Source organism: Ensifer sp. ENS02, assembly GCF_014851885.1.
Taxonomy (GTDB): Bacteria; Pseudomonadota; Alphaproteobacteria; order Rhizobiales; family Rhizobiaceae; genus Ensifer; species Ensifer adhaerens.
Genome location: NZ_JACVAO010000004.1, coordinates 447299 through 462221, shown reverse-complemented (window position 1 = coordinate 462221; position 14923 = coordinate 447299). Strand labels below are relative to the sequence as shown.

Annotated in this window: 15 protein-coding genes; 7 read left to right on the top strand and 8 right to left on the bottom strand. The window is 63.6% G+C overall.

Annotation, left to right across the window (positions count from 1 at the left end):
• The first annotated feature begins 327 nt into the window (after positions 1-327).
• Positions 328-762 carry a GFA family protein gene (locus IB262_RS11745; protein ID WP_034798487.1) on the top strand — a complete coding sequence of 145 codons (435 nt, stop codon included), beginning with the start codon at positions 328-330 and terminating at the stop codon, positions 760-762.
• A 59-nt stretch (positions 763-821) separates the two neighbouring features.
• Here IB262_RS11745 and IB262_RS11740 read toward each other — a convergent pair whose 3' ends face one another.
• A complete protein-coding gene (locus IB262_RS11740) occupies positions 822-2492 on the bottom strand; it encodes a SulP family inorganic anion transporter (RefSeq protein WP_060601789.1) in 1671 nt (556 codons plus the stop codon).
• A gap of 307 nt (positions 2493-2799) precedes the next feature.
• Here IB262_RS11740 and IB262_RS11735 point away from each other — a divergent pair, with 307 nt between their 5' ends.
• Positions 2800-3117, top strand: a complete 318-nt coding sequence (locus IB262_RS11735; protein WP_034798484.1) for a potassium channel family protein — start codon at positions 2800-2802, stop codon at positions 3115-3117.
• Between the two features lie 43 nt (positions 3118-3160).
• On the opposite strand, the gene IB262_RS11730 is transcribed toward IB262_RS11735, so the two are convergent.
• The 3 genes from IB262_RS11730 to IB262_RS11720 all read right to left on the bottom strand — a co-directional run bounded on the left by IB262_RS11730 (position 3161) and on the right by IB262_RS11720 (position 4449).
• Positions 3161-3763: a nitroreductase family protein gene (locus tag IB262_RS11730; protein WP_060583919.1), complete on the bottom strand. Its 603-nt coding sequence runs from the start codon at positions 3761-3763 to the stop codon at positions 3161-3163.
• A 62-nt stretch (positions 3764-3825) separates the two neighbouring features.
• A complete protein-coding gene (locus tag IB262_RS11725) occupies positions 3826-4089 on the bottom strand; it encodes a hypothetical protein (protein ID WP_348646901.1) in 264 nt (87 codons plus the stop codon).
• A gap of 165 nt (positions 4090-4254) precedes the next feature.
• Complete coding sequence (locus IB262_RS11720; RefSeq protein ID WP_060583963.1) at positions 4255-4449, bottom strand: hypothetical protein; 195 nt, start codon at positions 4447-4449, stop codon at positions 4255-4257.
• Positions 4450-4555: 106 nt separating this feature from the next.
• Between IB262_RS11720 and IB262_RS11715 the strand changes: the two genes are divergently transcribed.
• The 4 genes from IB262_RS11715 to IB262_RS11700 all read left to right on the top strand — a co-directional run bounded on the left by IB262_RS11715 (position 4556) and on the right by IB262_RS11700 (position 9343).
• Entirely contained in the window at positions 4556-5455 is a 900-nt protein-coding gene (locus IB262_RS11715) for a LysR substrate-binding domain-containing protein (protein WP_192493573.1), read from the top strand.
• 128 nt (positions 5456-5583) lie between these two features.
• Positions 5584-6408 carry an N-formylglutamate amidohydrolase gene (locus IB262_RS11710; RefSeq protein WP_060583920.1) on the top strand — a complete coding sequence of 275 codons (825 nt, stop codon included), beginning with the start codon at positions 5584-5586 and terminating at the stop codon, positions 6406-6408.
• A complete protein-coding gene (locus IB262_RS11705) occupies positions 6405-8288 on the top strand; it encodes a flavohemoglobin expression-modulating QEGLA motif protein (RefSeq protein WP_060583925.1) in 1884 nt (627 codons plus the stop codon). Before IB262_RS11710 ends, IB262_RS11705 begins: the two co-directional genes overlap by 4 nt.
• A gap of 8 nt (positions 8289-8296) precedes the next feature.
• Positions 8297-9343, top strand: coding sequence for a glutathione synthetase (locus IB262_RS11700; protein WP_110818827.1), 1047 nt, complete (start codon positions 8297-8299; stop codon positions 9341-9343).
• 18 nt (positions 9344-9361) lie between these two features.
• On the opposite strand, the gene IB262_RS11695 is transcribed toward IB262_RS11700, so the two are convergent.
• From IB262_RS11695 to IB262_RS11680, 4 genes are all read right to left on the bottom strand, one after another.
• Entirely contained in the window at positions 9362-9838 is a 477-nt protein-coding gene (locus IB262_RS11695) for an RbsD/FucU domain-containing protein (protein ID WP_060529374.1), read from the bottom strand.
• 144 nt (positions 9839-9982) lie between these two features.
• Positions 9983-10996, bottom strand: a complete 1014-nt coding sequence (locus IB262_RS11690) for an ABC transporter permease (RefSeq protein ID WP_192493572.1) — start codon at positions 10994-10996, stop codon at positions 9983-9985.
• Position 10997: 1 nt separating this feature from the next.
• Positions 10998-12560: a sugar ABC transporter ATP-binding protein gene (locus IB262_RS11685; RefSeq protein ID WP_192493580.1), complete on the bottom strand. Its 1563-nt coding sequence runs from the start codon at positions 12558-12560 to the stop codon at positions 10998-11000.
• Positions 12561-12677: 117 nt separating this feature from the next.
• A complete protein-coding gene (locus IB262_RS11680) occupies positions 12678-13610 on the bottom strand; it encodes a sugar ABC transporter substrate-binding protein (protein WP_034798471.1) in 933 nt (310 codons plus the stop codon).
• Positions 13611-13907: 297 nt separating this feature from the next.
• On the opposite strand from IB262_RS11680, the gene IB262_RS11675 reads away from it, so the two are divergent.
• Positions 13908-14909, top strand: a complete 1002-nt coding sequence (locus IB262_RS11675) for a LacI family DNA-binding transcriptional regulator (protein ID WP_060521906.1) — start codon at positions 13908-13910, stop codon at positions 14907-14909.
• Positions 14910-14923 lie beyond the last annotated feature (14 nt).

Genomic DNA, 14923 nt, shown 5'->3' with positions numbered 1-14923 from the left:
CTTACGAGCCGCGCGGCGAAAGCATCATCACGGAAGGCGCGTCAATGAAATCCCGACTGTCCTGATGACTTTCTAGCGAGCCTAGCAGTGCCGGGCTGCGCTCCTCAAGGAGAATGGGAAGCCGGGAACCGAACGCCACTCTGTGACCGAAGCCAAGGCATCAGGTCACGCATTGGAGAATGGTTCAGAACCGAAGGACGGCCCTGTCCAGCGGAACGAAGACCATTGAGCCGATCGGCAAAAAGGCCGGTCAGAACAAAACCGAACCCAAGGAAAGCCGCCAACTCAAGGCGTTCTGCCCCTTGCGTTCTTTCATTGGAGAAAGTCATGGCAGCGAACGGCAGCCTCAACGGAAAGTGCTTCTGCGGCGCAGTCGAGATCGAAGTGAGCGGCGATCCGGCCGCCATGGGTTATTGCCATTGCAGTTCCTGCCGAAGCTGGTCGGCAGGCCCGGTCAACGCCTTCACGCTCTGGCCACCGGAGAAGGTCAAGATCGTCAAGGGTGCGGACAATCTGGTTGGCTACCAGAAGACGGCAACGAGCGTGCGCAAATGGTGCAAGGCCTGCGGCGGGCATCTCATGACCGAACATCCGCTCTGGGGTGTCACCGACGTCTTTGCAGCGGCAATCCCGTCGCTTGCCTTCAAGCCGATGCTTCACGTCAACTATCAGGAGACGGTGCTGCCGATGAAGGACGGCCTGCCGAAGTATCGGGACTTCCCGCCGGCCTTCGGCGGAACGGGCGAGATGATGGCGGAATAGCTCATTTTCTGAGCACACTTCCGGACGGAAAACCGCTGTGCCCTTTTCCTGGAATTGCTTTACGCCTGCGCGGCGCCGGCCAGATAGTGCTGGAGCGCCGTACGGGTATTGACGAACAGGCGGTCAGGGCCGAGCTGATCGGCAAAGCCGGATGCGCGCACATAGGCAAGCACGTCCGGGTTCAGCTCGGCCAGCCAGACGGTGACGCCGTGTTCGCTGATGCGGCGCTCGCCCTCCATCATCATCTGCAGCGCCGAATATTCGATGTCGAAAACCCGGCTCATGTCGAGCACGACAACTCTGGGCTTCTGCTTTGCGACCAGCATCTGCGCCTGGTCGGCCACCTGCTGGGCATTGCCAAAAAAGAGCCGACCCTCCGGGCGTAGGATCAAAAGTCCCTCGAAGGTCTCGTCATCGGGGTGTGCGGACGAGAGCGGCCGCAGCCGATCGGTGCCGCGCTTGCGGCCGACGACATAGACCTTCGCCGAGGCCGCCTGGCGCGCGAGCCCGATGAAGGACAGCACGATTGCAACGATGATACCCTGCAGCGTGCCGAAAAACAGCACGCCGAGAAAGGCGGCCAACGCCCAGTGAAACTCCATCAGCCGGACCTTGCGGACGGAGAGGAAGTCCGCGGGCTTGATGAGCCCGACCGAGTAGACGATGACGATCGCCGCAAGCACGGCCTGCGGCAGCAGGCCGAGCAGCGGCGCCAGGACCAGCATGGTCGCAGCCGCAGCCGCCGCGGTGACCAGAGACGCCATCTGGCTGTGGCCGCCGACCGCTCGCACCACGGCGGTTTGCGACGTGCCGCCGCCGGCACTCATAGCACCGAAAAAGGCGCCTCCGAAATTCGCGGCACCCGTCGCCAGCAACTCGCGGTTCGCCCGGATCGGCGGGTCGGACGGAGCGGCAAAGGCCCGGCCGGCGGCAATGGTCTCGGTGAAGCTCATCAACGCGATGCCGAGCGCGCCCGGCAAGAGTTCCTGAACAAGACCCGGGCTCGGAAGTGTCAGCGAAGGCAGCGATTGCGGGATGAAGCCGACGGTGGAAACGCCGAGCGCGGCGAGACCCGCGAACCAGGAAAGCGCGATGCCCGCGGCCACCGCCAGAAGCGGCGCCGGCGAATGCGGCCAGAGGCGCTCCATCGCAAGCAACGCCACCAGAGCCGCGGCCGCAATCGCAAGCGTGAGCATCGAGGTCTCGGACAGGTGCCCGGCGATGCTGAGGATATCGCGGAAGAAGCCTTCCTTGGTGATGTGAATGCCGAGCAGCTTCGGCACCTGGTCGAGCACGATGACAAGGCCGATGCCGGCCTTGAAGCCGATCAGCACCGGCGACGATATGAAATTGGCGACAAAGCCGAAACGCAGCAGCGATGCCAGGAACAGTAGCGCGCCGGTGAGCGCCGTCAGCGTCGCGGTCGCCGTCAGCAGCTTGGCCGGATCGCCATCCGGGACGGCAAGGCCGAGCTGCGTGCCGGCGAGGATCGCAAGCGTGGTGGTCGACGAGACGCTGAGAACGCGCGACGTGCCGAGAAGCGCGTAGATGATCATCGGCACGAAGGCGGTGTAGAGGCCGACACTGACGGGCAGGCCGGCGACCGTGGCATAGGCCATCGCCTTGGGCAGGACCACGGCGGCGGCCGTAAGACCTGCGATCACGTCGAGCCGCAGGCCCGCGGAGAGAGAGCGGCCGTCGCCGGCAAGTGAATGCTCATGCGATGCCATCCGGGTTGTCCTTTGGCAGGAGCTTTCATGAGATTATTCTAAAGCGATAGCACTCGACCAAAGCGGTTGCAAGAAATGCAACTGACGGCATCGTATCCCGTTTGCCGGCCGGAAAACAGGCGCTGGAAGCCGACCCGACTCAGGGCTATCTTCAGAGCGGCGGCGGTGCGTTCGCGAAGGGATTTCGACGGCGGCAAGCGAGCCTTGGGCCGATCGTCTTGGGGGCGCGGCTGGTTCGCCTTCCAGGCCTATCCGCGAGAGGGAGGATTGCGTGGCGGAATCTCAACGCCGGCGGCAGACGAAGAGAATGCGACGCCGGTTCTTCTCCAATCTCTACCAGCAGCTTCAGCTGCTCTGGCCGATCTTCTCAGCGATCCTGATCGTAATGGCAGGAACCGGCGTCGTCATCGGCCGCATCGAAGACTGGCGGCTCGACGAAGCGTTCTATTTCACCTTCGTCACGGGCCTGACCATCGGCTACGGCGACATCACGCCGAAGCATCTGAGCGCTCGGGTGCTGGCGCTGGTGATCGGTTTTTCCGGCATCGTACTGACCGGCCTCGTCGCTGCGGTCACCGTGCAGGCGCTGAATGAGACTAGCCGGGATGAGACCGACGACCACTGAGGGGGCAAGCCGGCAAGCCTTGCCCGCCCCCTCGTTTGACGGGTCAGCCGGCCACGAACCGGCCCTCGGATACGATCTCCGACAGCGCCTTGCGCGGGCTTGGCTGCTCGCGCTGCTGCAGCGCTTGCGGAAGCAGCGCCTTGTCGCCGAGACGCCCGATCGCAACGGCCGCTTCGATCCGGTAGTTCTCGGGCACGCCGAGCTCCGTTCGCGCGCGCTCATAGTCGAGACCGGCCATACCGTGCGCCTGCCAGCCGGAATGCGCTGCCTGCAGCGCAAGCGCACCCCAGGCGGCACCGGCATCGAAGGAATGGGTGTAGGACGCCACCTCTTCGCTACCGCCGGGCGGCAACAGTGAAGTCTTCGACAGCACGAAGATCAGCGCCGATGCCTCCGCCGCCCAACTCCGGTTGAACTCGTTCAGGAGGCCGAGCAGCCTCTCCCAGCCTTCACTGCCGCGGCGCGCATAGACGAAATGCCAAGGCTGGGCATTGTAGGCGGACGGCGCCCAGCGAGCAGCCTCAAGAATCTCGAACAGCTCGGGCTCGGAAATCTCGGCACCCGAATAGGCGCGCGGAGACCAGCGCTCGAGAAAAAGCGGGTTGATCGCATAATCTGCGACACGGGAATTTACATGCAACGTCATGGGGATGTTCCATTCATCGACGGCGTGCCGCCGTCACTTCAGGTAATTGTTGGCGGATTTGGTCACTGACGGCCGAAGCTTTGATAGCGTCCGCAGCGGCTTTTCAAGGTCGAGATCTCATCGGAGAGTTCGGCAATGCGATCCTTAAGCTCATGGACCGTGCCATCCTCGATATCGTCGAAACCAAAACAATCGCGTGCCTCGTGCAGTTCCAGCCGGCCCTGCAGGACCTCGCGGATTGCACTCAAACGCTCGTATTGCCGCAACATGCTCATCATGTACCTCATCTCAGGCGGCCGCCGCAAACTCGCGCCGGCCGACACCACCGAGATTATCCACTTAAACAGTAGATTAAAGGAATTCTGACCCAAAGAGCGGGCGGGACGTGGAAAACTGCTCCGCCCGGGCGACGACGCTGCGTCGCGGGCAAGAAAAGACCCGGGCGGTGGGAGGTCCGCCCGGGTCTTTTGAAATCATACGGTTGGGCGAAATCATGCGGTCGGGCGGTCGTGCCCGTCGGGGCGGTTGCCGTCGAGAAAGCCCATATCCCGCTTCAGGTGATCCGACAGATCCCTGACGTCGACGACATCGGTCGTCCGGCTCTTCCTCGCGAACAGGAGCGCCAGCCAGGAACCGACGGAAAAATCGTTTGTCGACGAAAAACTACGTACTTGAATGGTTGTCATAGCCGTCATCCTCTTCATCAATCCGTCTAATGGACGGACCTTGAAAATGGTTGTGGACGGCATCAACTTCCAATCGAATATCGGTCACCATGCATAAGGCCATTTGATGCATAAGACACTTCCGCTTCCCCCATTGACGGCGATACGGGTCTTTGAGGCGGTCGCGCGCCATGGAAGTTTCACCAATGCCGCAAGCGAACTCGGCATGACGCAAGCTGCGGTGAGCTATCAGATCAAGGTGCTGGAAGATCGGATCGGCGCACCCCTGTTCCTCCGCCGCCCACGCCAGATCGCGCTCACCGAGGTCGGCCAGCGGCTTGCACCCGTGGTGACGCAGGTCTTCGAGCAGCTCAGCGAAGCCTATGTGAGCGCGCGCGGCGGCGCCCAGGGAACACTGGTCATCAGCACGATCGCGACCTTTGCCTCCAACTGGCTGGCGCGGCGCCTCGGCTCGTTTCAGATCACTCACCCCTCGCTTGCCGTGCGACTTCAAACCGAGCCGCATCTCGTCGACTTCAGTCGCGAGGAGGTCGATATCGGCATTCGCTCAGGCCGCGGCGAGTGGCCGGGACTTGCCGCCCACCGTCTGATCAACGCCGATTTTTCGCCGATGTTGAGCCCAGGCCTTGCGGCCAGCATCGGTGGCGTGAAGGAACCGGCCGACCTCCTGCGCCTGCCGCTTCTCGACCCCGGTGATCCCTGGTGGGCGCAGTGGTTTGCCGCCGCCAACGTGCCGGTGGAAGGGCTTGCGAGCCGGCCCGGCTCCAGCATGGGCGCCCAAGTCTATGAGGGAAATGCGGCCGCGGCCGGACAGGGCGTGGCGATCCTGACGCCGGCCTTCTTTGCCGCGGAACTCGCAGACGGGCGTCTGATCCAGCCCTTCGATCTGCTCTGCGACGAGAGCCAGGCCTTTTGGATGGTCTATTCGGAAAGCCGGCGAAACGCCCCGAAAATCAGCGCCTTCCGCCAGTGGATTCTCGGCGAGATCGGCCAGCAAAAACGTTGAGGGCGGCTGTCGGAGCGGGTGGCCTTGCGTCCCGACCGCCCCGGAAATTTCTCCCGTTCTGGAACCCTTCGGGCCACCGGGGAGTTGCACCCCCGTAGCGACCAGAGCGAGGGAGTGCGGGAGCGAAGATGCAAAGCGAGCCGACGGAACAGTTCCGCTCAGCCAGCGAAACCACCTGGTGGACCGCACACCGCGGCGATGGGCCGATCGTCGGCACGGCGATCCACAACGGGCACGCGATGCGCAGCGACGCCCGCGCGCTCACCGCCCTGACGGACGAGGAACGGCTGCGCGAGGAGGATCCGTTTACCGAGTTCGTCATCCGCGATCTTGCCAACCGCATCGTCGTCCACAGGTCCCGCTTCGAGGTCGACCTCAACCGTGCCCGCACGGGCGCGGTCTATCTTCAGCCGGCTCAAGCCTGGGGCCTTTCCGTCTGGCGGGAACATCCGCCCGTCGAGATGATCGAGGCGTCCCTCGCCGTCCATGACGAGTATTATGCCATGCTGCATTCGATGCTGACGGCGATCGAGCGCCGCCACGGTCGCTTCATCGTGCTCGACATGCACAGCTACAACCACCGGCGACAGGGACCGGACGCCGCGCCTGCGGCTCCCGACGAAGCGCCGGAGATCAACATCGGGACCTCCTCGATGGATCGGCCCAGATGGGCCGGCGTCATCGATACGCTGATGTCGGCGCTCGGCACCGCCTCTATCGACGGCCGGCCGGTGGATGTACGCGAGAACGTCGCCTTCCAAGGACGCGGAGAGCAGACGCGCTTCATCCACGAGCATTTTCCCGAGACCGGCTGCGCGATCGCGATCGAGTTCAAGAAGACCTTCATGGACGAATGGACCGGCAAGCCGGATATCCGGGCGCTTCGTTCTCTGCGGGCACTGGTCTCTTCCCTCGTCCCGATCCTGACCGAAACGTTGGTGAGGCAGCGATGACGGAGGAGAAAGCGACGCCCGTAAGTCTGGCCCCGGCCTGGCTCGACGAAGCGATCGGCCGGCTGACGGATGGCCGCGCCGTGCGGCGCGATTTCGGCGAGGGCGGACGGCTGCACATCGACCGCCTCGTTCCCTTCCTCTGTGTGCACATCGCCGCCGAGCACCAACAGCCGGTGGCGCGCGACATCGCCCAGGCGAACGCCGCCTATCTACTGGCGCCCGACATCGATACCGCCGCCGCAATCATCGAACGTGTCGGGCGCGTAATCGAACAGCGACTCGGCCTTTTCATCGTGCTCGAATTCGGCGAGCTCGAAAGCGATGAACCGCCGGCCAAGGACGCGCCCTTCCTGCCGCCCTTCTTGATCGAGGTGGTCGCCGGCGCGCGTGCCGCCGAGCAGGTCGCCGCCAAGGCCTTGATCGAGACGGCGGCAACGATCGAAGGAAAATTCCGCACGCCGCATGTGACGCTCGTCGAGCGCCCAGCGGCGACAGCGACAGGCCGAAAGGCGCTTGCGCTCGACTACCCGCACCTGACGGTGCGCTTCGCGCCGATCTACTGCGAGCCGGGAACGCGCCGCATCTATCCGCAACTGCGCGAGCGGCTGGTCGCGAGCATCTTCGACGCGGGGCTAAGAGCCGTTGCTGCTTTCGCCCGCGCAAAATCGGACAGTTTTCGGCTGCCGACGCACCGCGCCTTCGGCCGAAAAGCCTTCGTCGATGCCGTCGTGCGCGCCGACCGCGGCATCGACGAGATTGCCTCCAGCTTCGACTTCCTTCTGGCGGTGACGCCAATCAACGCCGAAGCCGCTTGGACGGAGTTCGCTTCGGGCGGCTTCTCCAAGAGTCCGCGCCTCTACTACCGGCCGCTGACGCTGCAGATCGAGACGGCCAAGCGGAAGCTCTTTTCCCTCAACTTCGAACATCTCGAAGATCCGCTGCTCTACGCCCTCTACCGGGAAAAGCAGCAGGAGGTCGATCTACAGCTGTCGATGATCTCGGCGCGGGAGACGCGCACCTTCGTCGAGTTCGGTCGCGCCCTCTATGGCCCGGTGGAAGCCACGCTTCATGACGCCGCCTCCGAAATCCTGGCGCGCACTGCACCCGACCGCGATGCACGGTCTTCGGCCGCAGACAGGCGCGATTGCGAGTACATAAGGGAGCGCGCCCAGGCGATGATATCGGCCTATCGGCGCCAGTCGGCCGATTTTTCCGCCTCCGTCGACATTCGCGACGACCTGCCGGCTGGCTTGCTCGTTTCGCGCGGCCAGCTTTTGATCGCCAGGAGTTCCGCGCTCGACGCCGATCGCGTCGAGGCGCTGCTCAACCACGAGATTGGCGTGCATCTGCTGACCTATTTCAACGGTTCGGCCCAGGGGCTGCGTATCCTTCGCTCCGGACTGGCCGGTTACGAAGGCATGCAGGAGGGGCTCGCGGTCTTTGCCGAATATCTGAGCGCCGGCATGACGATAGACCGGCTGCGCGTGCTGGCGGCACGGGTCGTCGGCTGCGCCGCCATGCTCGACGGCGCACCCTTTCCGCAGACCTACCGGCTGCTCGTCGACGGTCACGGCTTTGCGGCCACCGAGGCCTTCAACATCACGCTGCGCATCTATCGCGGCGGCGGGCTGGTCAAGGACGCGATCTACCTGCGCGGCCTCTTGCAGCTTCTCGATCACCTCGCCGGCGGCGGCACTCTCGAACCGTTCTGGATGGGCAAGATCGCCGCCTCGCATTTCGGCGCGATCCAGGAACTCAGCCTGCGCGGCCTCCTTGGTACCGCGGCGCTCCGCCCTATCTTTCTCGATGAGGTCAAAGCGCGCGACCGACTTCAGCGAGCCCAAAGGGGACTGTCCCCGCTCGACTTGATCTCAGAGTAGGAAACCGAATGCGCATTGCCTTTCTCGTCAACTCCATCGAGGGCGAAGAGACGTTCTATGCGACGACGTCGCTGGCACTCGCAGCCCTCGCCCGCGGCCATGAGATCGTCTACCTCACGCCAGGCGATTTCGTTCTGACACCCGACGGCCGCCTGATCGTCCATGCGCTTTCTCTCGGAACCGCAAAGCCGCGCAAGGCTGAAACCTTCATTGCGGCACTGCGGGGTGATGCGACGCGGCGCAAGGTCCTGGACATTACGGATATACAGATCCTCTTTCTGCGCAACGACCCCTCGGAGGATGCCGCAACGCGTCCCTGGGCGACCCAGGCCGGCATCATCTTCGGACGGCTCGCCGCCGAGCGCGGTGCGATCGTCGTCAACGACCCGGACGGATTGGCGGCAGCACAGAACAAGCTCTATCTGCAGGGTTTTCCCGAGGTCGTCCGTCCAACCACGCTGATTACGAAACACATGGAGGAGGTCCGGTCCTTCCTCGACGCCCATCCCGAAGGCGTCATCCTGAAGCCCCTGCAGGGCTCCGGCGGCAAGAACGTCTTCAAGGTCGGCTCCAGCCATGAGACGAACCTCAACCAGATCTTCGAGGCCGTCAGCGAGATGGGCTATGTGATCGCGCAGGAGTACCTGCCGGCGGCGACGGAGGGCGATGTCCGCCTGTTCCTGATGAACGGCCGGCCGCTCAAGCGTGGCGACACCTATGCCGCCGTGCGGCGCGTTCCGGCGGAAGGCGAGTTGCGCTCCAACATGCATGTCAACGGCCGGCCCGCCGCGGCCGTCGTCACCCCGGCGATGCTTGCCGTCGCCGAAGAGATGCGCCCCAAACTGGTGCGCGACGGCATGTTCCTGGTCGGCCTCGACGTCGTCGGCGACAAGCTGGTGGAGGTCAATGTCTTCACGCCCGGCGCCCTGCCCGAGATCGCCGAGCTGACCTCGATCGATTTCAGCGAAGACATCGTCGCCGAGCTCGAACGGAAGGTCGAGATAAGGCGGGCCAATGATGGCGTGCTTTCCAATCGGGAGCTTGCGACCCTTTGATGGCGGCCAAGGTGGCTCTCACCCGGCGACGGCCTCGTGCCAGTGGCTGGCCGGCGGCACCACGCCCTTGGTGAAGAGGAAGCTGCCGAAGCGGCGCGCCTCGCCCGTCACGATGATACAATAGGCGCGCTTCGCTTCCTCATGGAAGGCGAAACGCTCGATCGCATACATCTTCGAAAGAATACCATCCGCACGCACGAGCTCGGCCTGCACCTCGCGCTGGACCTCCGGCAGTTCGCCCGCCTCCCCGTCCGGCGTCAGCCGCGCCGCCGAGGGCTGCAGCGGCGTGTCGAGCGGCATGACGGAAAGAATGGCGCGCACCGCACGCGCGGCCGAGACATTCGCAATGTGCAGCGGTAGGCCGAGCCGGGTGTGGCGGGCGATCGTGTCGGCGGGAAAATTCGCGTCAACGATCGCGATCCGGTCTCCATGTCCCATTGAGCGTAGTGCATGCAGCACGTCGGCGTTTAGCGCCGGATCGATGTTCTTGAGCATCAGCCTAACCTTCCCCATTGCTTCTGCGTGAAAACCAGGCCGCAGAGATCCCCGCGGGCGGGTCTATCGACCCGACCACCTTGTCCTTCACCACGTTTCGTCGATTGCGGCGGGCGGCGATCCGTCCGCACGTGGCTCCCGGTCTTAGATGCCGGTCAGCCGCTCGCGATACTTGTCGATGATCACCGCGAGGATGATGACGACACCGGTGATCATCTGCCGCAGGAAATCGCTGAGTCCGAACAGGATGAGGCCGTTGGCAAGCACCCCGGTGATGCAGGCACCGAGCAGGGTGCCGATCACCGTGCCGCGGCCGCCGTTGAGGCTGGTGCCACCGATGATGACGGCGGCGATCGCGTTCAGCTCGAAGCCGATGCCGATGATCGGGCTCGCGATGTTAAGGCGGGCCATGTAGACCATGGCGGCGATGCCGACGAGCGCACCGGCAATCGTGAAGGCCGCCACTTTGTAGAACATCAGCGAATGGCCGGCGAGACGCACGGCCTCCTCGTTGTTGCCGATGCCATAGAGCAGCCGGCCGAACACCGTCTTTGACAGTACGAACCAGGCGATCGCTACAAGCAGCAGCGCGATCAGGAAGACGACGGGGATGCCGAAGATCATCTGCGAGCCGAAGGCGTTGAAGCTCGGCGGAAACGAATAGATCGTGCGTGCGTCCGTCACCTGCAGCGCGGCACCGCGGGCGATGTTCAGCATGCCAAGCGTGACGATGAAGGAGGGCAGCCCCCAGAAGGCGCTGATCCAGCCATTCAGGAAGCCACAGACGACGCCGGTGCCGACAGCGGCGAGCGTTGCCAGCGCCACGGCCTGGAACACCGAGAGATCGGGAATCGTCAGCACCGTGCCGCCGACGACGGCGCAGAAGGCCAGCATCGAGCCGACGGAAAGATCAATGCCGCCGATCAGGATGACGAAGGTCATGCCGACGGCGAGGATCAGGTTGATGGTGATCTGCGTCAGGATGTTGGAGATGTTGTTGGCCGTCAGGAAGTGCTCGGTCGAGACCGAGAAGAAGAGGATCAAAAGCAGGAGCGCCAGGCCGATGCCGGCGTCGCGCAGGAGCACCTTTGGCGACCAGCCCGGCAGCTGGCGAGCATGGACGGTTTCGCCGGTTTGTGTCTTTTCGAGTGCTTGCATCTTACTGCCTCGCCTGTTGCTGCTCGCCCTGGTAGGCAAATTGCAGAATACGTTCTTCGGAGAATTCCGGCCGCGACAGCTCGCCGACGACACGGTGCTGCGACATCACGAGGATGCGGTCCGACAGGGTCATCAGTTCCGGCAGCTCCGACGAGACGATCAATAGCGCTAAGCCACGTTCAGCGAACTGGCGGATCAGGGCATAAATCTCGGCCTTGGCGCCGACGTCGACGCCGCGTGTCGGCTCGTCGAGCAGCAGTACCTTCGGATTGCGCGCCAGCCATTTGGCGAGCACCACCTTCTGCTGGTTGCCGCCCGAGAGCGTCGCGGCATTCTTGCCGGGTCCGCCATATTTCAGCTTGAGCTCGGCGCTGAGCCGTTCCGTCACTTCGATTTCCGCCTTCCTGTCAAGGATGCCGGCACGCGAGACATCCGAGAGGGACGCGAGCGTGACATTGGCCGAAATCGGCATGTTGAGGATCAGGCCTTCCTCCTTCCGGTCCTCGGTCACGAAGCCGATACCGGCATTGATCGCCTCGCGCGGCGAGCGGAAGGAGGCGCGCTTCCCCTCAAGGAAGAGCTCACCGGAGAGCGGCCGTTGAGCGGCCGCGATCGCCCGCAGAAGCTCGGTGCGGCCGGAGCCGACAAGCCCGGCGATCCCCAGGATTTCGCCCTTGTGCAGGTGCAGTGAAATGCCCTCGGCATGCGGCGATTGCGGTGGGCGAAACCGGGCAAGCGACAACGCCTGTGCCGGCCGAGCAAACGAGACCACTTCGCTCGCCATCTGCTGCTGCAGCTTGCGGCCCACCATGGCGCGCACAAGTTCGTCCTGATTGGTCTCGACGATCGGCCGCGAGAACACCGTCTCGCCGTTGCGCAGCACCGTCACCCGATCGCAGATGCGGAAGACCTCGTCGAGATGATGCGACACGAAAACGATCGAGACGCCGCGACGGCGAAGGTCGCTGACGATCTTGAACAGCCGCTCGGTTTCGCGCGACGTCAGCGTCGCCGTCGGCTCGTCGAGGATGAGAATACGGCTTTCCGTCATCAGCGCGCGCGCCACCTCGACCAACTGTCGGTGGGCGATGCCGAGGCGCGCGACCGGCCAGCGCACGTCGATGTCGCTGAGGCCGATGGCGTCGAGTGCGGCCCGTGCGCCGGCATGCATCTCCTGCCGTCTGACGACGCCGAACGCATTGCGCGGCAGATGCTCGATGAAGATGTTCTCCGCCACCGACAGATGGGGCAGAAGGTTGAATTCCTGGTGCACCACCTGGAGACCATTGGCCTTGGCCTCGCGGGGCGTGGCCGGCGCATAGGCCCGGCCTGCAAGATTGATTGCGCCCTCGTCCGGACGGACGATACCGCAGAGAACCTTGATCAAAGTCGATTTGCCGGCCCCGTTCTCGCCGATGAGGCCGTGCACTTCGCCCGGCTGAATGGAGAGGCTGACGCCGTTCAGTGCCTTGGTACCCCCGAAGGCCTTCTTAACATCGTGCAGTTCCAGAACCGGCGGCATCGAGACGCCAGCCGCTTCCGCCTGCACGGTTTGCGTGTTCATCATGACCTAGCCCTTTTGAAACGCAGCAATTGCGCAAGCAAACCATTGGCCTGCGGCGGATGCTGTCCTTGCCGACGCGCACCGGGCAGCGCCCGGTGCGCACGCGCGGTCTCAGAGCTATTTCACGTTGTCCTTGGTCACGAGCTCGATGTCGGTCTTCACCCAACCTTCGAGTTTGGGCCCGCCGGCCACGACTTCGAGCGCCTTGTCGATTGCGTTCGCCGCCATCTGCGAACCGAACTGGTCGACTGTCGCCAAAAGCTTGCCGTCCTTCAGCATGGGGGCTACCGCCGGCACATTGTCGAAGCCGACGACCTTGATGTCGTTTCGGCCAGCCGCGTCGAGCGCCTTGACGACACCGATCGCCATGGAATCGTTGGCGGCGAGCACACCCTGGATATCGGGATGCGCCGTCAGCATGGTCGAGAAGACGGAATTGGCCTCTTCCGTTTCCCAATGCGCCGTCCGAGAATCGAGAAGATCGAGCTTGCCTGCCGCGATCGCATCCTCGAAGCCGAGCTTGCGCTGCGCTGCATTGTCGGCGCCCGGATTGCCCTCGAGGATCACGACCTTACCGCCGGCGCCGAGATCCTTGGCGAGCGCATCACCGACCATCTTGGCGCCGCCTCGATTGTCAGGGCCGACGAAGGCCAGATCGACGCCGGCATCCTTCTTTGCCTGCTCGTCGAGCGAAACGTCGAAATTGATGACGACAATACCCGCATCCATCGCCTTCTTCAGCGGCGCGACCATGGCGCGGGAGTCGGCCGGCGCAATCACGATCGCATCGACGCCCTGGGTAATGAAGTTCTCGACGCCATTCAGCTGGCTCTCGAAGTCCGTCTCGTTCTGCATGCCGATGGCTTTAAGCTCGTAGTCGCCACGCTTCTGCGCATGTGCTTCGGCGCCTTCCAGCATGTTCTTGAAGAAGTCGTTTGCAAGCGACTTCATGACGAGGCCGACGACGGGTTTATCGGCAGCCATGGCAAGTGTCGGCAATGCGGTGGCAACGGTAAGTGCGACGATAGACGCATACAGGGAAAATTTCATGGGTTCTCCTCCGGTGAAAAGATGGTCCTCCAACCATCAATGAAACGTTTCATCACATGAACATGCGTGGCCCGCTTCGACCTTTAGAAGACAGAAAGGCGGTATCGCTGTCAATATGAAACGTTTCATCGCTGAGAAATTTGTGCTGGAAGCCGCTACCGGTTCGCGGCATTCTCTGATCTAAGAGGAAGGCCAGCTGCCGTCGGGCGGATCCGCGGTCGCTGGCGTAAGACTTTGATCCGTTGCATGATTTTTCCCTCCTGATCGATGCAGCGAACGTGATAGGGAGCCGACCGTTTGAACCCGACGATCAAGGATGTTGCCCAGCGCGCCGGGGTGTCCGTCGGCACGGTTTCGCGTGTGCTTGCCAAGAACAAGACGGTGAGCGAGGACATCAGGGCGAAGGTCGAAGCAACGATCGACGCGATCGGCTACCGACCGAACATTCTCGGTCGCAGCCTCCGGCTCGCCAAGACCGACATTATCGGCCTCGTCGTGCCTGACATCACCAACCCCTTCTTTGCCGAGCTTGCCAAACAGGTGGAGATGTTGGCTTCCGCCGAGGGCTACTCGGTGCTGCTTGCCAACACCCATGACGACCCGGACGCCGAGAAGCAGCAGATTGAAACCCTGCTCGGACGGTTGCCGGCCGGGCTGATCCTCGTTCCCGTCAGCAACAGCCTCGCCGATGGATTGGCGTCGCGCACGCGCACGGTGACCGTCGACCGGCCCTTGAGCGGCCATGCGCTCGTCTCCGTCGACAACCGTCAGGGCGGTTATCTCGCCGCGGACCACCTGCTTTCGCTCGGCCATCGTCGGCTTGGCTATATCAGCGGTCCGGGCACGACCGAAGTCTCCGGCGAGCGCCGCGGCGGTTTCGTTCAACGGCTCGAGGAATTCCGAAAAAGCCACCCAGGCGACTACGTTCCGCCGCAGATCGTCGAGGGGCACTTCGACTACCGCTCAGGTGAAGAACTTGGTAAGCAGCTGCTGACGCAACCCGTAGCAAGTCGCCCGACGGCGATCGCCACCGCCAGCGACCAGCAGGCAATCGGCTTGCTGCGCGCCGCCGACGACATGGGGCTTCGGGTCCCGAACGACCTTTCGATCGTCGGCTTCGACGACATTCCTCTGGCTTCGCTGGTGCTGCCGCGGCTCACCACCATTCGCCAGCCGATCGACGAGATCGCCCGGCTGGCACTCGAAGGCGTGCTCGGCAGCCATGCGCTGCAGGAGGAATACAAGCTGCAGCCAATGCTGATGAAACGCGGCTCTTGCGCCGCGCCCTCAACACCCTGACATCACGGCGCGCG